Source organism: Clostridium sp. BIOML-A1 (assembly GCF_009874105.1).
Classification (GTDB): domain Bacteria; phylum Bacillota; class Clostridia; order Lachnospirales; family Lachnospiraceae; genus Coprococcus.
Genome location: NZ_WWTL01000008.1, coordinates 132,239 through 156,371 on the forward strand (window position 1 = coordinate 132,239; position 24,133 = coordinate 156,371).

Annotated in this window: 21 protein-coding genes; 3 read left to right on the plus strand and 18 right to left on the minus strand. The window is 41.2% G+C overall.

The window, feature by feature from the left end; all coding sequences use genetic code 11:
• Positions 1-107: 107 nt before the first annotated feature.
• The 15 genes from GT641_RS08175 to GT641_RS08250 form a co-directional block, all read right to left on the minus strand.
• Positions 108-611: an antirestriction protein ArdA gene (locus GT641_RS08175; RefSeq protein ID WP_002323345.1), complete on the minus strand. Its 504-nt coding sequence runs from the start codon at positions 609-611 to the stop codon at positions 108-110.
• Between the two features lie 17 nt (positions 612-628).
• Positions 629-1,132, minus strand: coding sequence for an antirestriction protein ArdA (locus tag GT641_RS08180; RefSeq protein WP_161117264.1), 504 nt, complete (start codon positions 1,130-1,132; stop codon positions 629-631).
• Positions 1,051-1,347: a hypothetical protein gene (locus tag GT641_RS08185; protein WP_054752736.1), complete on the minus strand. Its 297-nt coding sequence runs from the start codon at positions 1,345-1,347 to the stop codon at positions 1,051-1,053. The genes GT641_RS08180 and GT641_RS08185 overlap by 82 nt, the downstream gene beginning before the upstream one ends.
• Before the next feature lie 86 nt (positions 1,348-1,433).
• Entirely contained in the window at positions 1,434-2,030 is a 597-nt protein-coding gene (locus GT641_RS08190) for a VanZ family protein (protein WP_006857107.1), read from the minus strand.
• Positions 2,031-2,173: 143 nt separating this feature from the next.
• Entirely contained in the window at positions 2,174-2,395 is a 222-nt protein-coding gene (locus GT641_RS08195; protein ID WP_003060793.1) for a hypothetical protein, read from the minus strand.
• 24 nt (positions 2,396-2,419) lie between these two features.
• On the minus strand, positions 2,420-2,530 hold the full coding sequence (locus GT641_RS08200; protein ID WP_054752734.1) for a DUF3789 domain-containing protein: 111 nt from the start codon (positions 2,528-2,530) through the stop codon (positions 2,420-2,422).
• Between the two features lie 12 nt (positions 2,531-2,542).
• On the minus strand, positions 2,543-3,739 hold the full coding sequence (gene mobT, locus GT641_RS08205) for a MobT family relaxase (RefSeq protein WP_032551265.1): 1,197 nt from the start codon (positions 3,737-3,739) through the stop codon (positions 2,543-2,545).
• Between the two features lie 183 nt (positions 3,740-3,922).
• Entirely contained in the window at positions 3,923-5,317 is a 1,395-nt protein-coding gene (locus GT641_RS08210) for an FtsK/SpoIIIE domain-containing protein (protein WP_161117265.1), read from the minus strand.
• 72 nt (positions 5,318-5,389) lie between these two features.
• Positions 5,390-5,956 (minus strand): DUF1700 domain-containing protein, encoded by a 567-nt coding sequence (locus tag GT641_RS08215; protein ID WP_161117266.1) that lies wholly within the window; start codon positions 5,954-5,956, stop codon positions 5,390-5,392.
• A 4-nt stretch (positions 5,957-5,960) separates the two neighbouring features.
• Positions 5,961-6,293 (minus strand): PadR family transcriptional regulator, encoded by a 333-nt coding sequence (locus tag GT641_RS08220; RefSeq protein WP_007286208.1) that lies wholly within the window; start codon positions 6,291-6,293, stop codon positions 5,961-5,963.
• 109 nt (positions 6,294-6,402) lie between these two features.
• Positions 6,403-6,786 carry a YdcP family protein gene (locus tag GT641_RS08225; RefSeq protein WP_007286209.1) on the minus strand — a complete coding sequence of 128 codons (384 nt, stop codon included), beginning with the start codon at positions 6,784-6,786 and terminating at the stop codon, positions 6,403-6,405.
• A 15-nt stretch (positions 6,787-6,801) separates the two neighbouring features.
• Complete coding sequence (locus GT641_RS08230; protein WP_005339720.1) at positions 6,802-7,128, minus strand: YdcP family protein; 327 nt, start codon at positions 7,126-7,128, stop codon at positions 6,802-6,804.
• A gap of 238 nt (positions 7,129-7,366) precedes the next feature.
• A complete protein-coding gene (locus GT641_RS08240) occupies positions 7,367-10,411 on the minus strand; it encodes an SrtB-anchored collagen-binding adhesin (protein ID WP_161117267.1) in 3,045 nt (1,014 codons plus the stop codon).
• A 351-nt stretch (positions 10,412-10,762) separates the two neighbouring features.
• Complete coding sequence (locus GT641_RS08245) at positions 10,763-11,833, minus strand: HAMP domain-containing sensor histidine kinase (RefSeq protein ID WP_342413210.1); 1,071 nt, start codon at positions 11,831-11,833, stop codon at positions 10,763-10,765.
• A 74-nt stretch (positions 11,834-11,907) separates the two neighbouring features.
• On the minus strand, positions 11,908-12,588 hold the full coding sequence (locus tag GT641_RS08250) for a response regulator transcription factor (protein ID WP_008401070.1): 681 nt from the start codon (positions 12,586-12,588) through the stop codon (positions 11,908-11,910).
• A gap of 99 nt (positions 12,589-12,687) precedes the next feature.
• On the opposite strand from GT641_RS08250, the gene GT641_RS08255 reads away from it, so the two are divergent.
• Genes GT641_RS08255 through GT641_RS08265 form a run of 3 tightly spaced genes read left to right on the plus strand, consistent with a single transcriptional unit; the run spans position 12,688 to position 14,671 of the window.
• A complete protein-coding gene (locus GT641_RS08255; protein WP_044945191.1) occupies positions 12,688-12,831 on the plus strand; it encodes a CD1871A family CXXC motif-containing protein in 144 nt (47 codons plus the stop codon).
• A 34-nt stretch (positions 12,832-12,865) separates the two neighbouring features.
• Entirely contained in the window at positions 12,866-13,738 is an 873-nt protein-coding gene (locus GT641_RS08260) for a 4Fe-4S binding protein (protein ID WP_008401068.1), read from the plus strand.
• A 33-nt stretch (positions 13,739-13,771) separates the two neighbouring features.
• Entirely contained in the window at positions 13,772-14,671 is a 900-nt protein-coding gene (locus tag GT641_RS08265; RefSeq protein ID WP_008401067.1) for a TlpA disulfide reductase family protein, read from the plus strand.
• Positions 14,672-14,852: 181 nt separating this feature from the next.
• On the opposite strand, the gene GT641_RS08270 is transcribed toward GT641_RS08265, so the two are convergent.
• The 3 genes from GT641_RS08270 to GT641_RS08280 all read right to left on the minus strand — a co-directional run bounded on the left by GT641_RS08270 (position 14,853) and on the right by GT641_RS08280 (position 24,032).
• Positions 14,853-20,753 (minus strand): leucine-rich repeat protein, encoded by a 5,901-nt coding sequence (locus GT641_RS08270; RefSeq protein WP_161117268.1) that lies wholly within the window; start codon positions 20,751-20,753, stop codon positions 14,853-14,855.
• 59 nt (positions 20,754-20,812) lie between these two features.
• Entirely contained in the window at positions 20,813-21,463 is a 651-nt protein-coding gene (locus tag GT641_RS08275) for a TetR/AcrR family transcriptional regulator (protein WP_021943571.1), read from the minus strand.
• Positions 21,464-21,614: 151 nt separating this feature from the next.
• Complete coding sequence (locus GT641_RS08280; RefSeq protein WP_119962585.1) at positions 21,615-24,032, minus strand: HAD-IC family P-type ATPase; 2,418 nt, start codon at positions 24,030-24,032, stop codon at positions 21,615-21,617.
• Positions 24,033-24,133 lie beyond the last annotated feature (101 nt).

Consider the following 24,133-nt stretch of genomic DNA (forward strand, 5'->3'; position numbering starts at 1 on the left):
TCCTTTCGTAAATTCTTCAAAGAGAAAAGGACAGCCATTTTCAGACTGTCCCTTAAAAGAGAAATACGCTGTCAGTAGCAACAATGCTTGTCGCTGATCTTCCAGCGTTAATATGGTATCTCGCACATACCTCGGCTTGTTTCAATAAAGCAACCGCCCATATCCAAATCTCGCCCGTAGGCTTCATAGTCAATGTAGTTCTGCAAGCTGGGTGGAATATCCCCAAGTGCCTGCAATTCGTCTATGTAGTAGTAGGCAACGTCTGTCATGGTTTCACAGTCGGGATAATAATAAATATCGTCCTTGTGTTCCACGACTTCTTCCAGCGTCCCGTAGTGGCTGATAAATTCGTCCAGACACTCTACGATATAGTCGGGAAGTTCCTCTATCATTTCATACATCTCATTAAGTTCTTCAATGGAAACATACTCGCCAATCGCAATGGGGAAGTTGTCGGTATCATGGATTGCGTATTCCTCATACTGTTCATTCAAGCCGATTTTTTCTTTCACATCTTCTTCGTCAATGGGGAACGTGAACCAAGCACCGACTAAATAGCCCTCATTGTATTTGCCAAGATTAGCAATGTAAACCGCCATATCATCAATCATAAGCACCACCTCATTTCTTACTCTGGCAGTTCAAAGATACCGTGTTCTGTTACTAAAAATTTCCCGTGTTCCTGCAAGTGAGAAGCATAGGCTTCAAAGTCAAAGTAATATTCTTGACAGTCCTCGGATAAATGCTTAAATGTCGGGTCGTTCATCAACTTTTGCCTTGCAACATCAATCATGCTTTTGCAGTTGGGATAAACCGTAATCACGTTCCTGCAAATATAAAGTGCTTCTAAATTCTCAAACACCTTAAGTAGTGATACATATTCTTCCTGCATATCGCTTGAAAGCTGGCGGTACATAAAATCTAATTCGTTGAGCTGGTACACGCTTGTATGTTCGTGGACTTCATCAGCATAAGGCAACACCTTTTCGATAATACGGTAATCCCCACTTTCTGCACCGATACCTAACTTTTCTTCAAACTCGGCAACATCTATCGGCAAGTCGAACCAGTATGATATTGTTTCTTCGCCAGTTGTTCCTCTCGTTTCCACCAGTACCCTTGTTTCCTGCATTGTTCCTCACGTCCTTTCTGTTGTTTCATCACATCTTTTATGGTCTGGTACGACATACCAAACACATACTTTGAAAAATCTTCTAACTGTCTTTCTTCATAGTTGGCAGGGTTCAGTCGTTTCATTTCATGCCACACCTTACGCTTGTAAGAGGGCAGGTCAGAAAGATAATCGCAACCAACTTTTACCTGCATATCCTTAAAAACATCGTTCATTTCATCACTCCAATCTGAAATTTAGGTACGAAAAAAGCAGTCAATCCTAAGACTAACTGCCTTTTGTGTAAATATTTTTGTTAGCACTAGAGAAAAATTCTCCAGTTGAATAATAGAAATTCTCCTAAAACTGCAAGAGTTAAATATACAATAGGTTCTAGTTTAGAAAGAGAAATAGATTTATGGTTAATATTTTTAAATAACCTTTTTGTCAATTTCCAAATAAAATATCCAATAACTGCCCCTAGCGTATTCATCATTAAATCATCAATATCTGTATTTCTCCGATTGAATAACTGGCAAAGTTCAATGGATAATGAAAAACCGAAGCCTATCATAAAAATTTTCAGAGGATTTCTGTATCGTTTCCAAATTAAAGGAATTAAAAAGCCCAGAGGTAAAAACATTATAATATTTAAAACATAAGTCATTATCCCCTCAGACTGAAACGGTAATAAATTGATTTCCTCTAATCTTATAATCGTATCATAATGTCCAATATCCCAAATACTACCTATACCTGCAACAGAGAACGTCAAGTAGATATATAACAGAAAAATATATACCCATACAAAATGAATTGCTTTGTTTTCTTGTTTTTTGTTTTGACGCTTGCAAATAATAAGCTGGTATAAGGAACAAGGAACTATAATACATAGCAAAGCATAAATTGTAGATAACATAGTAATCGTCCTTTCACAGTAATTTTAAATAAAATGATACAGTAAAAATCTTAAAAAGCACGAAAGAATGTATTTTGTTTTTATGAAAGATTTTATGTTATCATATCATTTTTTGCTCTGCAATTAAAGATAATTTCAATATTTTATGCACCGATAATCTTATTGAACAGCTCTAACAGTACATCTTTCACACCGCCAGCATTGAATACCAAGCCGACAGCAATTAAGGCAACTACCAAGAAGCCGATAAGTTTGGAAAACTCACGCTTGAAACCTAAGTAGATACCGATAACCACGATCGACATAAGCACCAAGCTCTGTGCATTTGATAAAAACCATTGATACAAATTTTGTCCGAAATTCATTTAATTGTCCTCGCTTTCTTTTAATTATTTCATTTCATAGTCAGCTTCTTTGCCGACATTCAAAATACACATCAAGACTACGCCGATACCCATTCCCATAGATACCAGCAGGAAGTCTTTTAATAATACCCACATTTTTTATCACTCCTAACTTTCCACCAAATCTTTTGCAGGGGTCGTCTGCTGTTTGATTATCATTTCATGCTTTTCTGTGAGCTTTGCCTGCTGTTCGATTGTTTCCATGTAGTCTGTACCGTTTCCTTTATCAATCTTTTTCAGCATTTTCAAGGTCGGTGCTACCTGCCGTTGTACCCACCGCAATGTACGGTCTAAGGTGTAAGGCTCTGGCTTTGTCGTCAGCTTCAAGCTCTGTCTGTTATCGCCGATAAACCAAGCCCAGCGTTCATTGAGTTTCCAGTCATTTTTTCGCTTGTCTGGTTCTTCATCAACAAACCTCACATACTGGTTGATGATAGAAAAGGCGGTCTGCTCTGCGTCATAATAGGTCAGCAAATCTCGTACTGCATAATAGGCTCGTTCATTTCTAAGCCGTATCTCAAAACGATTGATAATGTCGGCTTCTTCAAGCGGTGTCCCTAACTTGACATACTGCTCATAGTCCTTTTCATAGATACAGAAATACACATCTGATTTCAGCGAACCAAGATAAAGGGTATGTCCCATATATTCTCTGTCGTCCTCTCTGTGCTTAATAAGCTCGCCCGACTGGTAAAACTTATAACTTCTGGATTTTCCGATATATTCCCGTTTTCTGCATTTTTCCGCAAGCTCTGGAATATCTAAAATGCCCGTATGGTCGTTGATAGCAAGGTCGATACGTTTCATCACGCCCCCGTCTATGAGTGCGTCCATGAGGAAGTCATACCAGCTTCTTTGCTGTGCCAGCAGGTAACTTTCAAACTGCCTGCAACCTCGCCCCTTTAACTCTAAAAGGACACCTTTTTCTTCGTCAGCCGACGTATAGATAAAGATGTCCCCTAAAGAATAATGCTCCGTATAACTGTAATGTCCGTAATCTTCATGGAGCATATAATTGATATTCAGTTTTAATATATCTTTGATGATATGCTGTATATCCAGCGTGGGAAAACGAATTTTCACATAATCAAACAGCATGGTAAGCGGTGCTTCTGGATTGAACCTTGCCAGTTCCTTATGCAGAGTTTCCAGAAGTTCCTTTGACGGCTTCATTTTTCCGCTTTCTATCTTGTTGAGATATTCTCTTGTGATACCAGAAGCCACCGCCAGTCTGCCTTGCGAGATACCGTAAGCAACCCGTTTCTCCCGTAATTCTTTTATCCATTGTTCTTCATTCAGAACCATACCCCCAATCTGTAAAGTGTGAAGTTTTTTTAAGCGACTTCACAACTGAATTTTGCTAGGAAATCATACCAGAAGCCTTATGTTTCCTATGTTTTTTGTCTATTGTCTATTTGCAAACGTACCCCTCTGTTAGATACCGAGGGGTTTTACCTGCTGGCGTGGCTAACGCCACACCAGCAACGGCTAGTCCGTGCCGTCGCCTTTCGCTTCGCACGTCGCCGTCCCGTCCTGCCTTGCTTGTGCAAGAAAGCCGATAGTCTGCAAAAAATCATGTCCTTTTGGGACTAAAGGCGTGTAAAATTCACTTATGACGCTTGTTCCTACATCACAATAGCCACGCCCCTTGATACGCTTCTGAAAAAACTGCTTTTTCACATCTGAACCGAACAGCATACCGTAACCTAATTCACTGATACGCCCAAGTCCCACACGGAAATTGAAGTTATCCCTTATCCCGTCCGAGAAATACTTTGCGTCTGGACGCTGGCAGGCAACGATAAGGAAATATCCAGCCTGCCGTCCCAGCATGACGATTTTCTTTAACTGGCTAAGCAGGCTCACGCTTTCTTTCGTCCCCAGCATTTCAAAAAATGCTACATATTCATCAAAGATAAGAAAGCAGGGTGGCAGTCCCAGATAGGCATAGTTTTCGCCCGTCTTATAGTTCGGGTGTCGCTTCATTTCCTCACTTCGCTGTACCATGCCCTCATAAAAGGCATTGACGCAATCTATCATTTCTTCTTTAGTATGGTAGACGTTTGGCATGACTGTTCCCAAGTCCGCAAGGTCGCTGTTCTTTGGGTCTAAAATGTAAAGGACAGCGTTTGTATGCAGTAAGGCTTCAATGAGCGTCAGCAGAAAATAGGTTTTACCGCCACCAGTCCCACCAGCGATAAGGGCGTGAGGGAGTGCGTCATATTCCCAGACAAGATTTTTCATCAATCTAAGACAGCCGTTTTCTGCCCGTACTTCATCAATGGTAATGCGGTTCGCTATCATATCATAAAGCAGGGTATATTCGATATAGCCGTCATGCAGGGTCTTGTCGGTCAGCTCGCAATATAAGCCACTTTCCAATTTATCCTCTAACCGTAAAAGCTGGTCTTGATATTTTCCCAGCGTAATTTCACAGCGAATATGAAGCAGTCCCTTTTCCATTTGATAATAAATCTTTGGAAACCAGACGATTTTTTCCCTTGATCTGCTTTGCAGGTCAGTAAAAAAACCGCTGTCTTGTACGGTGTCGGCTTCATACCACTTATTTTCCAGTATCATTCTTGCCAGCTTTTGACGGTGCAGGAGCTTCTTGAAACTGTCGTAACAGAAGCGGTAATACAGAAAAGCGACCAATGCACAAACACCAGTCGCTATCAGTATGGTTATGAAGTTGTAAGGGGAGAGCGTCAAGCCGTTCTCTAACAAGCTGAAATGCTCCCAATCGGTACGCATGAGCTGTTTGATATTCAGTAGCAGAAGAACCGCTACGAACAAAAACAGAAGCGTCCCTATGGAAAAGTGGTAGACAAGGTGCTTGTCGCTGGCTCTGATACGGTGTCCTTTGTTCCAAATCTTACGCATAAATCAATCACTCCTTTCTGGGTGTGAAAAAGCAGTCAATCCTAAGACTAACTGCTTAAATACACATACATATTAAATTGATAAATTGTTTTTAGTTTTACTAATACCTTTGCAATAGGTAATCAATAACTTCCATGCACCTCGTCCTAATAAGAACAAGATTATCCCCGTGATTAGTGATAAGATAAATACTGGGATAGGGCTTAAAGCTGTATTTCCAAATTGAAAACCAATATAATCTACATAAGGAATATTCAAATGTAATAAATAATCTACTAATTTTATAATCCCTAATACAGCAGAAGCAACACCACACAGAATAAAAGTAGGTGCAACAATAACTAAAACTGGTATTACAAACAATCCAGAAAAACCTACTAAGCTATAAAAAGCACAAACTGTTAAAAATCTGTTCCAGCTAAAATTGTTTTCCTTTGCAAGTAAATCTCCAAGATAGGCTTTTGCAAGGTCTTTTGGCTTTCCTAATCTAGTTAAAATTTGTTCTGTTGAGAGGTTTTGGCTTTCCATTTCTAAAATAGAGCCTTTTATTTCCTTTACAATATCAACACGTTCAGAAGTTGGAAGTGGTTTCAAACATTTATCAATAGTATCTAAGTATTTTTCAAACGTAGTATTCATAATTTTATTCTCCTTTCAAATCAGACATAGCATTTAATAAATTTTCCCATTCAGTATTCATAGCGTCCAGATAATTTTTTCCGTCTGGTGTTAATGAATAATACTTACGAGGTGGCAAGCCCTCTGTGGACTCTTGCCAAGTTGATTGCAAGTAGTTTTCCTTTTGTAATCTTCTTAACAATGGATATACTGTACTTTCCGTAGAAGTAATTATAGGATATTTGCTCAATTCTTGTAAAATCTCATACCCATAATATACTTTTTTATCCAGCATTAGCAAAATACAATATTCCAATGTACCTCGCACTATTTGAGATTTCCATTTGTCTAAGTTCATGTTGTTCACCTCACTGTTTTCTTGATAGGTATATCGTACTACACAGTACATTGATTGTCAACAGTATATTTTAATTGAACAACACTTTTTTTGAAAGGTATATCAATTACTATTTTTTCGGTTGTCCCTGCGTGTTATTATTCTGTGGATTGCCTGCGTTCTGGTTGCCTTTATTCTTCAACACAATATCCTCTGCCTTTACATACCAGTCTACATCTGCACCCGTATAGGTTTTTCGTGATACCGTATCGGCTACGGGATTGACAAGCTCCACGACTGCATTGTAAGGAAATTCCCTTAACGGTACTTCTGGCGGTACGGACACGGGGATAATTCCACCATGCAGACTGCACTTCAAATCATAGATACGCTTTTTAAGCTGGGTACTCGGTGTCCCGTCCTCATTTTGTAAGAACACATCACGCACTGCTGTAAATTTTAATTCTCCAAATGTTTTCTCTTTGTCAATAACAAACCCGTTTGATAATCTCATAAATTCTTCACTCCTTTACTTTTCTTCAACTGCTACAATATCATCAGCAACTAATACATAATCGGTATGTCCCATATCCCCGATTGCGTAACCTCTGCCATATAACTTCGGATTGACAAGTTTTACTTTCTGCTCATACTTGAACTTCTTTTCGCCAGCCTGCACGGGAATTTCTACCACAACATTTTCGCCTTTCTGTACGTCGGAATAAAGGTTATAGCTTCGTCTGGCTAAGACCCTGCGATTATTTTTATCTCTTTCAAAGACTGGCTCGCTTTCGCCTGCAAATTCAAGAGTTCCAAAAGACTGTGCCATATCTGGCACGACATATTTCATCTCCATATTGTTTTACCTCGTTTCTTTCTATATTTGATAAGTTTTTTAATTGTGATTTCTTATTCTGGCGGTTTGGAAAGTACCAGCAATCCCCCAGATAGTAAAGGGTAAAATCAATGCTTACGCACCCTTGACTATCCGTGTTCTTGCAGGTTGTAGGCAGACAAGCCAGAATAAGCAAAAATCTGCCGTTTGACAGCTTCGGCGGAGAGCGTGATTTTTCTTTCCTCATACCGTTACCGCCTTATGATTTCTTCATTTTACGGCGTTTGTAAAGATATGTTCCAGCCAGTCCACCAGCAGACGCAAGCAACATCACGATAAATACCATTACATTTGTACTGTCGCCCGTTTTGGGACTGTCGCTAGGTCTGTTAGGCTTTTCCGGTGTCGGTGGTGTTTCGGGTTTCTCTGGTTCTTCTGGCTTTTCCTTAAAAGTAATCGTCTGTCCCTTATCCTCAATATCCTTATGCTCGGTAACTTTCTTCGGCTCGTCTGGATTGCTTAAATCGTATAATTCCTCAAAAGTTACAAGCTGTTTGCCGTCAAGAGAAGTAGCGTCAAACGTAAAAGCAACTTCCACTTTCATAGTTTCGCTGTCAGCAATAAAAGTGTAATCACTTTCCACACGTTTTCCATTGATAAGAAGTTCTGCATTTTCTTCTTTCAACATCTGCCAGCCCACAAGTTTGTACTGTGTACCGACTTCTAAGCCCTCTAAGGTTACGGTATCAATGATTGTAACGTCTTTTCCTGCTTTAAGCTCTTTGTTGCCGTCCTTATCGGTAGCGGTAGTATGTATCTTGATGATACGCTCTGTGATAAGTACCGTTTGCCCGTCGTCCTCAATGTCTTTGTGTTCTGCAACTTTTACGGGTTCGTCTGAATTGCTGAAATCATATAATTCTTCAAAGGTAACAAGGTTTTTGCCACCTAAAGCAGACGCATTGAATGTATAGGAAATTTCCACTTTCATTTCTTCATCATCAGCGACAAAGGTATAATCGTTTTCTACACGTTTCCCGTCAATGATAAGCTCGGCGTTTTCTTCCTTTAACATCTGCCAGCCTTTCAACTGATACTTTGTGCCTTTTGTAAGTCCGTCTAATTTGACAGTATCAACGATTGTAACCTCTTTTCCTGCAAGGATAGTCTTTTCGCCGTCTTTGCTGGTCGCTGTGGTATGGATAGAGATTTCTTTTTCGTATTCGTCAGTCAAAGTCCCTAAATCAATCACAAGATTATTTCTTGCTACCACGATTTCAAAAGGTGGGATAAGTTCAAAGCCTTTGTTGCTATCACAACTCATTTCTTCAATGATGTATGTATCATAAGGTAATGCACCCTTGCTGTCGTCTGGTTCAGAAGTTCCAAACCACACACCGTCCTCACTGGTCTTGCCTGCGTTAGTATTATGCTTGTGAGAAGCCCATTCAGCAGAAGTGGAGAACTGCCCGTTATCATCAGTTACCACAACATGATTTTCCCCCGTCGTCTTGCTTGTGATCCTAAAGGGAACATCAGCAAGACGTTTGTGTGTGCCTGCACCGATTTTCACGCCCTCAATATCTCCACGCTTAATCTGATTGTAGATAGAATGGGCTTTGTCGGTTAAGTCCACGATTTTTCCATTTTCTGTGATTGTAAAATCAATCGGCTTTGCACCGTCTGTCAAATATCCGTTTGGAGCTTCACTTTCAACGATACGGAATTTTCCATAAGGTAAGAGGTCAGCAGAAGTAGAACCGACACCCTCAATATCGGTACGAATAGTTTTTACGACTTCATTTTTCTTGTATAGCTTGCCCTCAACCAATACTGCATTATCATTTAAGGAAATGATGTCAAAAGCAGTATCTTTCAAAGTGGCACTTCCTTGTGGCTTTGTATCGCCCGTTTCTAAATCTCGTTTCTGAATTTTGACACCGCCACGGATAACCTTATCTGATACGGAAAACTGGTTACTTCCAGATAATACGGCAAGGTCGCCGTCCTCGGTAATCTGTGTAAGGTATAAGCTTTTTATCTGTTCGGACTTATCGCCAGTCTGCATATATGCACCCTCTAACAAGTAGCCGTTTGGAGCTTTTGTTTCTTCAACGGTTAGCGTTCCAAGTGGAAGAACCGCTTTGCCGTCCTGCATATAGAAGCTGTCGCCAGATACCTTGTATGCGTCCGCTAATTTTGTGATGTAATGAGTTGTCCCGTCGCTGTCTGTTTCAGCGATTGTCTTTGTAATCCATGTACGAGTAGCTTCGGCAGGAAGATTGTCTTTGTTATAGAAGCCTGCATAATACTTCCATGTAAATTCCGCACCGGCTAGAGAAGCGTTCCCTTGCGGATTGTCTTTCTGTGTTTCCATATCAATCTTGAAAAGCTTAATCAAAGTGTCTGTTACTTTCGGTGTATCTGATACTTTCAAGGTCGCTGTCCTTCCAGCTTCAACCTTTAAGGAATATACAGTTTTATCTACTTTATATCCTGCTGGTGCAGATAATTCCTTGATATAAACTGTGCCAGCCTTTACCTCTACAACATCTGTATTTCCGTTTTCATCAGTCGTAAGGGTGGCAAGCTGTTTCGTGCAGTCCTTATCAGAAAAGACACCATAGGTCGCACCAGCGACAGAGTAATTCCCGTTACTGTCTGTAATGCTGGTATTACTGGAAGTCTTTTGCAGTTTCGCATTTCCGACATTCAGCTTCGCCCAGAATTGTCCCAATTCCTGCCCCTCGCCAGAGTAGATATAACCGCCACATTCATAGCGTCCTTTATTCTCTTTGACAAAGGCTTTTGCACCAGAGAAAACTTCGTCCTGCGTTGCCTTTGGAATTTCATCATAAGAAGCTCGCACATTATCACATTGCCAGCCAAGATGTACGCTCAATCTCTGCCAAACTACACATTGTTCCAACAGATAGACTTGTTTATAGTTCAATTCCTTGTGAGCTTCGCCATACTGTTTGACATACTCTAAGGATAACGCCACATCTGAAATCTGGTCGGCACTCATGCGTGAGCTTGCGTCAGCTCTGGTCTTGTAACCGTTCTTAAAATCTGTATTGATGTCAATACAATAGGCAGTTTCGCCCTCGACTTTCATATAGCCCTCATTGAATGTCGAACCGATAGAACCATCATTCATTACTTTTTCAATGATACCGACACGCTCTGCACTTTCCGTCCAGTATTGCTTACTTTCTGCATGGACGGGTATAGTCGGTAAAGCAGTAACGACAGTTGCAAAAGCTAAGAAGCCCGTACACAATCGTTTCCATGTCTTTTTCATAAATCTAATGCTCCTTTCATTTTGGATAATAAAATAGCCGTCCAATAAGAACGGCTGGAAATAGAAAAGGAACGTCATTTTAGGCGTTCCATAATCTATAAAATATTCAATTTTTTATACTGATGTGTTGCTCATCAAAATCTCAAATTAAGGTTATTTGACACCAATTTTGACACCAATTTTTTGTATATTGACGATTTTTGATGAAATGTGATAAATTCATAAAACCCGTGAAAAGCCTGTAAATAGGCACTTTACGGCACTCTATGAACTAAGACAAAAGCTACGCTGTAATAACAAGAGGTGAGTGCTAATTATTTTTTTATTTTTTCACACACATTTCAGGAATGATCACTGGGTAAAACTCACATCAAAAATCGTACCTCCGGATGGATTAGACCGGACTGTAATTGTCCCATCATGCGCACTTACGATTTCATGAACAAGTGCAAGTCCAAGTCCGACACCACCAAGCTCCCGGCTTCTGGATTTATCCACACGAAAGAACGGTTCAAACACACGCTGCCTGAGTTCCTCCGGGATTCCATTTCCGGTATCCTCTATTGACAGGTAAATATGTTTTTCCTTTTGATATGCGGTCACTGTAACCCGTCCCCCAGAATGATTATATTTTATAGCATTCTCAACAAGATTGTATACCATCCTGTAAATAAGGATATCACTTCCGATCATCCTTATATCCGTGCATTTTCCAATAAGTTTTATATTTTTTTCCTGTGCAAGCGGTTCCAGATCCGCCAATACTTCATCAACAAGAGCATTGACCATTATTACATCGTCTCTCCCCACAGTTTGAAGCTCGCTCATATCCAGAAGGGTTTTTACCATTTTACCGAGTCTGTCATTCTGTTCCGTAACCATCTTTATCGTTTGCTCGGTATCTGCATCATTGCCCGGATGCGGATTGGAATTATATGAATCAAGCTGTATCTGCATTAAAGATAATGGGGTTCGAAGCTCATGTGCCGCATTTGCGGTAAATTGTCTCTGTATATCAAATGCATCCGAGAGACGTTCAAGCATCTTGTTATACGAAACACTCAGTTGGTTCAGTTCTTTAACATTGTTTTCTTCTATTCGTGAATCTGCCAGATTTTGTGCCTGTACCTCTTCAATCTTATCAGAAAACTTACCAATCGGCTTTAGGGCATGTCCACTAATAAAATACGTAGCTACACCACCCAGAAGCGCCAGCAAGGCTGAAATTATCAGGCTGTTTTTTTTGTAGTCTGCCTTGTTATTGTACACCTGAACGGAAAAATCATTTGCAAAATCATCCCAGTTATCCTCCGGAATGCTGATATATATTTCATCCGAAGAGCTTCCGTTATCATCTCCCCTGGCATCAACAGTCTCTTGCAGAGAATCAATATAGTACACACCGTTTTTATAAATAAGCATAGTCAGACATCCACATATAAGCGCAATATATAATGTAATTATACATGTAAGCCTCCACTGTAGCGACATTTTTTTCATCTGTCGGCCTCCTCCCGTATTTTATACCCTTCTCCCACCTTGTTCAAAATCGGATCATATCCGAGCACTGCCTTAAGCTTTCTTCTAAGCGAAGACATATGTACTCTGATTGCTCCACTAAAGCTGTCCACGGATGCATCCCAGACATGCTCCATCAATTCTTCCTGACTTACCGGTCTTCCCAGATTGAGAAGCAGATATTCTAAAATACCATTTTCTTTTCTTGTAAGGGAAACCTTTTTCCCTTTTGCATATGCCTCACGTTTTATCGTATCAAAGCTTATCCCGCCGCTTTCCAGACATACATCCTTCTGCACAAATTTTCTTCTTGTCAGACTTCTGATACGTGCTTCAAGTTCCTTTATATGAAATGGTTTTTCCATATAATCATTTGCACCTGCATCCAGTCCCTCAACCTTATCCGCAATCTGTCCTCTTGCAGATAATATAATAACCTTTGTCTCCTCATTTTCCCGTCTGAGTTCTCTTAAGATTTCCATTCCATCCATACCGGGCAGATTCAGATCCAAAACGATCAGATCATAATCCTCCGTAAGGATACATTCAAGAGCTTCTTCCCCATCATAACAGGTATCCACTTCATACCCAACACCATACAGGCTTTTCGCAACCATATCACATATTTGTTTCTCATCTTCAACTATTAATAATCTCAAAAATCTTTCACCTGTTTCTTAACAAAAATTTTACATCAGCTATTGTATAATACCCAGGTCAGTTGGTCAACAAACACAACAAATGAAAGGAACTACAATATCTTGAAATGCAGAAAAATATCTCAGATCATTTTGCTCATCACAGGAATAGCCATGATCAGCTATGGCGCTGTCAGAGGTGAAGCAGCCACCGTGCTCGGAAAAGCAGTAAAATTATGTCTGGAGTGTGTCGGAATTGGATAAAATTAAGAGATCATTATCAAAAAAAACAGCCAGAATGCGCGGGTGGATACAGGCAGCCGCCACCCTGCTTACCAATATTCATATTTCCAATTTATTTAAAGGTAAAATCTATCAGGGCAAAGCGAAAACAATATGCGTGCCGGGATTAAACTGTTATTCCTGTCCTGCTGCTACCGGAGCCTGTCCTATCGGGGCATTCCAAGCGGTTGTCGGCTCATTCAAATTTAAGTTTTCGTACTACATAACTGGTTTTTTCATTTTACTCGGTGTGATCCTCGGAAGATTTATATGTGGTTTTTTGTGCCCATTTGGATGGTTTCAGGATCTGCTTCATAAAATACCGGGGAAAAAATTTTCCACAGCCAGACTGAAACCGTTAAGATACCTGAAATATATCATCCTGATCGTTTTCGTTATACTTCTGCCGATGCTTGTAACGAACTCCATAGGAATGGGTGATCCGTTCTTCTGTAAGTATATTTGCCCACAGGGTGTTTTAGAGGGAGCTATACCACTTTCACTTGGAAATACCGCTATACGGTCTGCTCTCGGAAAGCTTTTTTCTTTTAAGTGCCTTATTTTAATTACGGTTATTATACTGAGTATTTTGTTCTACAGACCTTTCTGCAAATGGATTTGTCCTCTTGGAGCAATCTATTCATTATTTAACAAGGTCAGCCTTATGAATATCAAGGTTGAAAGCAGCAAATGTGTCGGATGTAACCAATGTTCAAAGGTATGCAAAATGGACGTCGATGTCTGTAAGACTCCGAATCATCCTGAATGCATACGATGCGGAGCCTGTATAAAGGCCTGTCCAAAAGACGCAATCCACTACCAGTTTATGGGAAAGCCATGTTCCCCAAAGGACATCTGCAATCATCCAAAATCAACAAGTAACAATTAGCCACACTACTATTATTTAAAGGAGCAATTATTTATGAAAACAAAAAGAACATTACTATCTATTATCACTCTCTGTGCAGCATTATCTCTCACAGCATGTAACGGATCAGGAGCTTCCACCACTGAAAATTCACAAAAAGTCCGGACAGAATCCACCACTGAAGCTGTGGACAATTCCAACACAAAGCTGGATGATCTATATCAGCAGGAGAACCAGATCTTTGCAGATCATGCAGATGTATGGAACAAGGCATTCGGCATGATGAATAAAAGCAACGCTGATCCGAGCGGCAATTATGCAGATTATCTGGCCGGCACCGTAGAATCAAACAAGGAAGCCTTTACGGATGATGAACTGAAAACGCTTACCGATGATATTGAAACTATCAGACAGATTGAAGAACAGATATCCGAAATCGAAAATAAAAATACAGGATCAGAAAGCACTGACCAGAAAGACAGTTCCGAAGAAACCTCCCCTTTCAAGAGTTTCTCCGGTAAGGATTTTGATGGTAATTCTGTTGATGAAAGCCTGTTTTCCAATAATGCGGTAACCGTCGTTAATTTCTGGTTTACCGGCTGCAAGCCTTGTGTCGCCGAATTGTCCAAGCTTAATGAATTAAACGATGCCATCAAATCGATGGGAGGCGAAGTAGTAGGTATCAACACAGAGACCTTTGACGGAAACGAAGATGCTATCAAAGAAGCTGCAGCCATTCTTGACAGTCAGGGTGCCAAATACCGCAATATTTCCATTGACTCTGATTCAAACGCAGGTAAATATGCCTCCGACATCATGGCATTTCCTACAACCATACTTGTCGACAGAAATGGTAATATTGTCGGAGATCCTATGCTCGGCGGTATAGATGACCAGAATAACTATGACACTCTTATGAAACAGATTCAAACAGTAATCGATGCTGACAAATAGAATGAATAATCAGATTCAGGGGCAGGATAAAAAGCAAACTTTTTATCCTGCCCCTGATTGCATTCTTAATCATGCTCCTTTACAATCAATTGACCATACAATAAATATATCCGGGAATATACCTGCTGCTGCAATTAACTCTGCCTTGTCTAACAAAACAACCATTTCACTTCGCAATATATTATTTTGTTATCTTGATCTTCTTTACTGTGCTGTACTTACCATATACCTTCCTGCCTGTGGAATCCTTCTTATATGCACGAACCCGTACATAATAGGTCTTTCCTTTTTTCAGCTTCTGTATGGTCTTCGTTCTCTTCGTTGTATTGACAACCTTTTTACCCTTGGTGAACTTAGAATTGGTCGCATATGTGATCTGATATCCCTTTGCCCCGGATACCTTTGAATACCTCACAACCAGATTCTTGCCCTTCGTATTCATAACCTTAAGTCCGGTTGTCTTCTTCACCTTTACCTTCGACCACTTCGCATATATGGTATAATTTTTCTTTGAACCTTTCTTGATCGAAGTGATTTTCTTCGTGCATTTACGATCTGTATACCAGCCCTTGAATGCATATCCCTTCCGGGTCGGTTTCTTTAATACAACCTTCTTCGCTGATGTATAGGTCTTCGGATTCTTCTTGTTATTCTTACCCTTATTTAACTTATATGTAATCTTATACTTCTTCTGGCTTAACTTACTAACCTGATGTTTCTCTGTCTGTTTACATACGGAACAGGTTCTGCTTTCTTCCCCTGCCTTTGAGGTAGTCGGCTTCACTGTCACTGTCCATGCAGTCCAGATATGACCCTTTGCTGCTATACTGACATTCTCCTGCACCGTCTTTCCACAGGTATCACAAACATAATGTCCGCTTCCTGCCATCGTACAGGTTGCTTCCTTATCTGTTATCAGACGTTTTGCCTCATGATCACAGATAAGCTGCGCCAGCTCTCTTATCTCAACCGCTCCACATACAGAACAGGTTCTTGTTTCTTCTCCTGCCGCATCATAGGTAGCAGGTGTAACAACCTTCCATTCTCCACAGGTATGTTGATCCGCAAATTCAACCACGATCTTCTGTGGTTTTGTCACATTTTTGATCGTATACTTTCCATCTGCAAATTCTATCCTTGTGCCATTTGCAGATACAAGAACACATCGACCGGCTGCAGCCTTAACTGTAAAGGAATAATCCTCGCCATAACTGATCGTTTCTCCCTCTTTCTCCGGAAGGATCGTATAATCATCCCCACCGGATGGGATCGTAACCTCATACCGGTTCGGGATCACATCTTCTGCTTTCACATCTATGATGTAGTCTTTTCCAATGTTCTTAATGGTATAGCATCTGCCATCTGTCTTAAGTGCCTCTGCCACTTCATCAGACAGTTTATAATAGTTGCCATCAAATCCCCTCACCGCTTCGTACACATAGACAACCGCATGGGCATTGCTATATCTATCTCTTGCCGATAATGTATAGTCTGAATCTTCAACTACGTCGCCACCTGTCTCTTCCAGGTAGTCCCGCGCATTCTCTGTAAGAGTAACTCTGTAATACTCGATGATTCCGTCAGGTTTCGTATTTGTCGCTCTGTTCATCGAAAGCTTAAGATCCCGACCGGTTACATCCGATTCCTCTAATCTGACACCGACTGTTTCACTCTCTGCCTTCCAGTTATTCTCATAGTACTTTATGGCTGCTAACTGATATTCTGCCTCTTCTAATTTCTCGAACCGATAAGAGCCATCTTCTGCTGATGTCGTCTTTTTTGTATCATCGTTTCCTTTTAATTTAACTGTTACACCCGGCACAGGATTGCCTTCCGGATCGCGAACAGTTCCGGAGATCGCATAGGTCTCTATATTCTTTTCAAAGATTGCTGTGTAGGTCTCGCCCTCAAAAACACCGTTTACCGCAGTTGGATAGAGTCCGGTTATGGAATAGGACGGACTACCCTCCTTGCTGTCAACCCACTTCACGAAATGCCAGCCAAGATCTGCTACCGGAAGAACTCCCTTTGGCGTTCCACTTACTGCCTTGATCGTCTCTGTCAATTCACCGGAACCGGTCTCGTCACCTACCCATTTTACTGTTCCATGCTCGCCGGCCTTGTAGGTAAATGTAACCTCTGTTTCCTTTGTTGTAATCTCTACCGTATGATTTGCCGAGATATCGGATATCGTATAATTGCCATCCTCATCCGGCGTCAATGTCTTGCCTTCTAAGCTTACCCCTTCTAATATGCATCCTGTATCCGGTGTTACTGTAAATACAACAGTCTCACCGGTCTCGGTGATAAGCTCTTTCACTTTCTTCTTATCAACGCTTGCCGATGCATAACTACCTTCCGTCAATTTAAATTCCAGAGTGTACAGGTCATATGCTTCTGCATATACATCCTTATCTGTAGTTAATACATGCGTGAAATCATACAAGGTCGTAAGTTCCTTATCTTCATACCAGTCGAATGTATGAATCGTATCATTCTTTCCTGTTACAGTCGGTGCCTGGGTCTCGGTAACTGCATGGTTGTAATTCGTATATCCATATCCTGCAAGATCTTTACCACCGGTCGTATAATGGAAGGTCATCTGCATAACGCTTCTACTTGTTTCTTCCTCTGTTAAATCAAGATACGGATATCGTTCGATTTCTGCTCCGCTTATTATCTGTTTCCATACAAATAACTGCTTTCCTCCGGAAGCCTTCAGATCTTCATTGATACCATTCTGCAGCTTCCAGGCAGCCTTACCGGATTCAAAATCTTTCACTGTCATAGCTTCATTATCAGTAAATGTCACCTTATGTCCCTTCAAATCCATGGAATATCCGTAAGCTTCCACATCAATATCTCCCACATAACAGCAGGCAGATACCACTGCATTTCCCAAATAAGATGAAACACAACCTGCAATAGGCGCTGCAAATGCATGCGGTTCATTATTCTGGAAGCTGGTTGCAACATTTGTTGTCTTTATATTCGTGGAATAATTATAGCAGTCTCTTATCAGAGCATTCTCTACCCCTCCTACAATTCCTCCGGTATGGGAACCACCTTCAACGTCTCCTGTATTATAACAGCCGTAGATCGTACCCTTACTACATATTGCATAAGCAGCAATACCTCCGGCGCAACTGTCCGAAGCTGTAACAGCTCCTGTATTATAACAATAATAGATTCCATACTGTGACAGAGAAACCGGAACCAATTCCTCCGCTTCCGCAGAACCGCTTCCCGAATCATCTGAAGATCCGCCGGATGTATCTTCCCACCCCCCAATGGATGGATTTACGATTATTACATCACCGCCTTCTGCCACACCGGTTCCTGCTGCAATACCTCCGACATATGTTCCTGTAAGTGCTCCTTTATTATAGCAGTTAGCAACATATCCCTTGTTATCTCTTACAATACCGGCTGCCTGACCGGTTGATGTAATTGGCGCTTCATTATAACAGTTCAGGATCTTGCCATTATTCCAATCACAAATTCCTCCCACATCTCCGCTAATGCGTCCTCCGGTATTATTGATTGCTCCACGATTGACACAGTTTTTTACAATGCCATAATTCATATCTACTATGCCAAAGCAATTTTCACGCTGTTTATCGATCCATTCTACATCTGCTGTATTCACACAGGCATCCATAATTCCATAATTCTTATATACAAAAACAGCACCGCCATGCCCACAATATTTTGTGCGCAGTCTTCCGGCTATACAGTTCGTAACGGATCCATTATTGAACCCTGCAAATACTGCACATGCAGTTACATAAGACTTCTCTATCGTCAGATTCTTTAAAGCTCCCAATCTGCCGATATATCCGATCAGTCCGCCCTGATTATCATATCCCGGATTTTTCCGATACAAGCCCCGGATCGTCTTATGATTTCCGTCAAAAACTCCCTGATATATAATGTTATATTTCGTAAAATTAACATTATAAGATCCGAGAGATGGCCAGTTGATCACATTTGTCGTTTCATCTGTCCATACATCCCATTCACTTGTATCATTCATCTCAATATCATTGCAAAGAACGACATTCTCCGACAGATGTGCCGTAGCATCATCTCCGTTTCCATTTACATAATCAGCAAACCAGTATAACTGTCCAGCATTGCTTACTGCATAGTATCCTATGTAATTTTCGTCTAATCCAAATGCCTTACAATTCTCCGCCGTGACCTGCTCAGCCGGCTGATAGGAACCATCCACCGTTGCAAATCCATTTTCATCATAGGTCAGGCTCTTGCTGACTTCTCCACATGTACTACATTCTGCCGTATAGGTATATATGCCATCCTTTACACCGGTCAACTTCCAGCCCACCTTTTCCTCATGGAAAGTGATGTGATCTCTTGGCACACCAAAGGTCTCCGTCAGGCATCTGTAAATCTCAAATGAATGTACCATATAGTACATGCTCTTTAAACTATTCGCTATCGTCTCTTTTGATTTATCTCCATAATCTGTTAAAGTTAACTGTAAAGAATCGTTATCTTTGTGCGGAATCTCTACCATCGTTCGGTTCCATGAACCACAAAATACATTCATATTTAACTCTTTTAAAGAAAGAGGCAGCTTAATCTCACGTTGTTCTTTCAGATTTGTATTATTTTCTTTATATGTAGAAAATAAGCCTTCCGGCAAGGTATTCAAGGCACATCCGTCTTCAAATGTTATGTACTTGATTTTTGCATTTCCGCCACCATCCAATGAAGTCGCTGTAAAATCCGTCAAGCATTTTGGATATTCAAGGCTTCGCAGATTACTGATGCTAAATGCCCGGGTTCCAATGGTAGTCACGTTCTGCATATACGGCAGCTCGGTTATATATATATAACGGAACGCTTCATCTTTAATTGTCTTAACACTGTCCGGAATCCGAAGTGATGATACCTTTGAGCATCCCATGAAAGCCTGCTCTTCAATCATCTCTAACTGATCAGAAAGTTGTATATCGGTAACATTACCGCAATATGCAAATGCTGCTTTTCCAATTGATGTCACGGAATCCGGAATTACGATCTCCTGCAATCCGTCACAATCATAAAATGCACATATACCGATCGTTGTGACTGTACCAGGAATCACAAGCTTCTCCATCTGATCCAGATTTCGGAATGCTGATTCTCCGATCGTTGTAAGTCCTTCCGCTAATTCAACATCTTTCAAAGCGTAACAGGCATAAAAAGCTTCCTTTCCTATGCTTTCAACCTTTGAGCCTTTTTCGAACCGGATCGTCTCAAGATACTGTGAATTATAAAAGCACCTCTCCGGTATCGTTTCAATGGAAGCCGGAACCGTAAATTCTTTTAAAGACTTACAACCGTAAAGTAAATATTGAACATTCTTTCCAAATGAAGTAAGCTTGCATCCTTCCTCAAATGTAATCTTCTCCAGTGACTCATCCATATAGAACATGCCATGATTGAACGAACCTGAATTGAATTCTGTAACAGATGCCGGAATCGTGATCTCCTTCAGCTTCTTCTGTTGCTGCACCAGTGCTGTTGTTAATTTCTGCATCGTACTTGGAAGATAGATATATTCATACTGGAGATTTTCTGGTGGACTATATACATTAAAATATGTCAGTCCTTCTCCAACTTCTACCTGCACGATATTGTACTTGGCAAATACGTCTGCATAACCTGAGAATACACTAAACTCACCAGCCCTGCTGCTGTTTGTATCTACGCCTCCATATGTGATCGTAGCAATATATTTTTTCACTGATGTATCTTCTGTATCCACTGCATCTGCTGTGTCTGCCGTAGCTTCCGTATCTGCTGTATTTTCTGCAGCTGCATAGATCCGCCATATATTTCCGTTGTTATCTTTTTCCTCCACCAATGGTTCACCGGTCTTCTGATAGTGATATCCGGTTTCTTCATTGGTTACTTCACCAGTATCTTCACCAGATTCTGCCCCGGCCGCGTCATCCGTCTGTGCATACGTTGTCACAGACCCATAAAGCGTTATCGGCGTCGCAACCGCAAGCATGGCAAGCATGGCGGCTGCCAGATAATGCTTTTTTCTCTTTGTTTTTAATTTACTCATATTTACCTCCCTTTCATTCATGCACGTATCCCTTATATTCCTAGTACCCCTGCATCCTGTTATACGGATGCTGTCGCATAGTTTATGATCATTTCCTTTAAACGTATCAACTCCGGCATATAATCCCTGTTATCCTCTGCGCCCCATATAAAGCCTCCCGCGTAGTAGGTACATGCTGCCATCATCGTATGTACGGTCACACGGATAAATTCATCCTCCGGTATATCCGTGCGAAAGGTATGATCTTCCTTTGCTTTCTCATACATCATATGCAATCGGGTATCAGCCGAATACACCGACGTATGAATATTCTCAAACTGTTCCGGATCTACGCCCTCATGTGTGACGTAGTGATTAAAGTTATCATTGTACTGAAGCAGTTCCTTATGGTTCAGATACATTTCAATATAACTGTCCAGCGTGAATATGAATCGATCGATCGCCGGAATATCCTGAACCGATGAAATCGGTCTGTTTCTATCGAGCTCATCCAGATATGATTTCCACTGTGCCATACAGACTGCGATCGCCAGTTCTGTCTTATTCGAATAACACCGGAATAAGGTCGCCCTGCCGATACCGACCGCCTCTGCGATCTCGCCCATACTTACCGCTTCAATCTTCTTTTCTACAAAGATTCGAAATGCAGTATCCAGGATCCGCTGTCGTCGTTCATTTTCTTTTGCTTTTTGTTTCTCTGATTTGTTCATTACCATGTTCCTTTTTGATACGTACTGTATCATTAATTTTATAGGAAATAAAATGTGTTGTCAATACGCACAAACACCTCTTATATATAAGTCAAGGATTTTTTCTGACCTCAAAAAAATTAGGCAGCCCTGCTTTGTAGGCTGCCTGTCTCTATTTAAGCTCCAGATATTTTTTAAGCTTTGGCTTTTTCTTTTTATAGTATTCCTGCAGCTTCTCCACCAATAGGGTGAGGTAGCGGAACAGGGATTCTGCCGCGAATCCGAATACCACCATAAGCAGTACGCAGATATTTGACAGATCGGTCAATGCAAATAACTTCTTCAGGAAAAATCCTGAGAATATAAATCCAACGATGTTCAGTCCGATCACACCATATTTCATCTTGTTTAACGGCTCACTGATCTTAAACAGGATCATAAAGCCAACAACGCAAAGCACCATTGTTGCGATCGTACCGATGCTTTCTCCCGGCAGGGCAAATACCTCACCGCAGATTACTAACGCACCAACCGCAATTACATCAGTAAGACCACCCGGAAATGCTTTGAACATAACATTTGTAAGGAAATGTCCTTTGATCCTGTCTCTGTTCGGTTCGAGTGCCAACAGAAATCCGGGAGCACCGATCGTAAACATACTGACCAATGAGATCTGCGCCGGTTCCAGCGGATAGGTGATCATAAAGATAACCGAGAACAGCGACATCAACAGTGAGAATATATTCTTAACAAGGAACAGGCTGGCGGAACGCTGTACATTATTTACAACCCGTCGTCCTTCGTATACCACATCCGGCATATGTGCAAAATCTGAATCTAGCAAAACGACCTGTGCTGCCTGTGTTGCAGCTTCACTACCAGATGCCATCGCCACGCTGCAATCCGCATCCTTCATTGCAAGGATATCATTGACACCATCACCTGTCATGGCCACGGTATGCCCCTGCTTTTTAAGTGCCTGCACAAGCTTCTGCTTCTGCTTCGGCGTCACACGGCCAAATACCGTATATTCCCGTACGGCTTCCTTAATCTTCGTATCCGTATCAAGTGTCGTTGCATCCACATAACTTTCTGCGTTGTCAATACCCGCCTGAACTGCGATCTGTGATACCGTCTTTGGATTATCACCGGATATAACCTTGATCGCTACATCCTGACTCTTAAAGTATGCAAAGGTCTTTACCGCATTTTCACGGATCGGATTTGCCAGTGCCACAAAGCCAAGCGGTGTTACTCTGTCAGATAATCCATTTGCAATACTGCTTCCTTCATATCTTCCAAATAACAGCACACGATCTCCCTTTTCGGCATTAGGAAGAATCTCTTTCTCGATTGACGCATAATCATCTCGCATGATGAATTCCGGTGCGCCAAGCAGATAGATGCCATCCGAAAATGTAATACTACCGTATTTCAAACTGGATGAAAATGCCAGACGATCAAGCGGTACTCTGTGTTTTCCGACACTACCGTCTGCCTCATCGGCATATTTCTTCAATGCCTCCATCGTAGCGTTATTATCCTGTGACGCTGCTGTATAATCGATCAGCAGCCCCTTTAATTCGTCTATCGTCTTTAACGGATTCCGGCTGTCCTTACTTAAGAATACATCCTTGATACTCATAACCGGTTCTGTGATCGTTCCGGTCTTATCCACGCACAGCACATCGACACGCGCCAACGTCTCGATACTTTTCATATCATGCAGCAGGACTTTTCGTTTTGCCAGATTCATCGTACTGAGCGCCAGTGCAATCGTAGTAAGAAGATATAACCCCTCCGGGATCATACCAAGGATAGCTGCAACCGTCGAGGTTACACTCTTCCGGATCGAGTCATCATTTACGAAATGGCTCTGCCAGAACAGAATGATACCGATCGGTATAATGATGATACCAACCCATTTTACGATCAGGTTGATCGACCGGATCATCTCGGACTGTTCACCGCTTCCCATGGTCTTTGCTTCCATGCTGAGTTTTGAGATATAGGATTCATTTCCGACCTTTTCCAGTCTGGCATAACATTCACCGGACACCACAAAGCTGCCGGATAACAGCGAACTGCCGCTCGTCTTTTCTACCTCGTCCGCTTCACCGGTAAGGAGGGATTCATTTACCTGAATGCTGCCATCGATAACAACCGCATCTGCACAGATCTGCTTTCCGGCTGTCAGTAAAATGACATCATCCTTTACCAGTTCTTCCGAACGGATCTGCTGTAAAACCCCATCTCTGACTACATCTGCATGAGGTGCATTTAAGAAATTCATTTTTTCCAGTGTCTTCTTCGCACGCAGCTCCTGTATGATACCGATCAATGTATTACCTATGATGATCGGTAGAAAGGTCAGGTTCCGAAAGGAACCAACAAGGATCAATAATACTGTGATAATAAGAAATATTAAGTTAAAGTATGTAAGTGTATTCGACAGAATGATCTCTTTCGTCGTTTTATCCGTCGATATATCGGTCTGATTCGTCAGCCCTTTTTCGATTCGTTTCTTTACTTCGTTTTCTGTCAGTCCCCGGATCGAAGGATTGATCTGATTTGCCTTTGTATCGTCCATAAGATTTCCTCTCTGGTCTGTGTTATCAAAACTTTTACACCATTCTACTACATTCCTATGAAAAGAAAACGAAAATAAATGTTAAATTTTGTTAATTCTTT

Coding starts and splice junctions, on each gene's coding strand:
- GT641_RS08175 (WP_002323345.1), bottom strand. CDS start 611: ATGATTGATGATATGGCGGTTTACATTGCTAATCTTGGCAAATACAAT.
- GT641_RS08180 (WP_161117264.1), bottom strand. CDS start 1,132: ATGCAGGAAACAAGGGTACTGGTGGAAACGAGAGGAACAACTGGCGAA.
- GT641_RS08185 (WP_054752736.1), bottom strand. CDS start 1,347: ATGAACGATGTTTTTAAGGATATGCAGGTAAAAGTTGGTTGCGATTAT.
- GT641_RS08190 (WP_006857107.1), bottom strand. CDS start 2,030: ATGTTATCTACAATTTATGCTTTGCTATGTATTATAGTTCCTTGTTCC.
- GT641_RS08195 (WP_003060793.1), bottom strand. CDS start 2,395: ATGAATTTCGGACAAAATTTGTATCAATGGTTTTTATCAAATGCACAG.
- GT641_RS08200 (WP_054752734.1), bottom strand. CDS start 2,530: ATGTGGGTATTATTAAAAGACTTCCTGCTGGTATCTATGGGAATGGGT.
- mobT (WP_032551265.1), bottom strand. CDS start 3,739: ATGGTTCTGAATGAAGAACAATGGATAAAAGAATTACGGGAGAAACGG.
- GT641_RS08210 (WP_161117265.1), bottom strand. CDS start 5,317: ATGCGTAAGATTTGGAACAAAGGACACCGTATCAGAGCCAGCGACAAG.
- GT641_RS08215 (WP_161117266.1), bottom strand. CDS start 5,956: ATGAATACTACGTTTGAAAAATACTTAGATACTATTGATAAATGTTTG.
- GT641_RS08220 (WP_007286208.1), bottom strand. CDS start 6,293: ATGAACTTAGACAAATGGAAATCTCAAATAGTGCGAGGTACATTGGAA.
- GT641_RS08225 (WP_007286209.1), bottom strand. CDS start 6,786: ATGAGATTATCAAACGGGTTTGTTATTGACAAAGAGAAAACATTTGGA.
- GT641_RS08230 (WP_005339720.1), bottom strand. CDS start 7,128: ATGGAGATGAAATATGTCGTGCCAGATATGGCACAGTCTTTTGGAACT.
- GT641_RS08240 (WP_161117267.1), bottom strand. CDS start 10,411: ATGAAAAAGACATGGAAACGATTGTGTACGGGCTTCTTAGCTTTTGCA.
- GT641_RS08245 (WP_342413210.1), bottom strand. CDS start 11,833: ATGCTTATTTATAAAAACGGTGTGTACTATATTGATTCTCTGCAAGAG.
- GT641_RS08260 (WP_008401068.1), top strand. CDS start 12,866: ATGCGCGGGTGGATACAGGCAGCCGCCACCCTGCTTACCAATATTCAT.
- GT641_RS08265 (WP_008401067.1), top strand. CDS start 13,772: ATGAAAACAAAAAGAACATTACTATCTATTATCACTCTCTGTGCAGCA.
- GT641_RS08270 (WP_161117268.1), bottom strand. CDS start 20,753: ATGAGTAAATTAAAAACAAAGAGAAAAAAGCATTATCTGGCAGCCGCC.
- GT641_RS08275 (WP_021943571.1), bottom strand. CDS start 21,463: ATGAACAAATCAGAGAAACAAAAAGCAAAAGAAAATGAACGACGACAG.
- GT641_RS08280 (WP_119962585.1), bottom strand. CDS start 24,032: ATGGACGATACAAAGGCAAATCAGATCAATCCTTCGATCCGGGGACTG.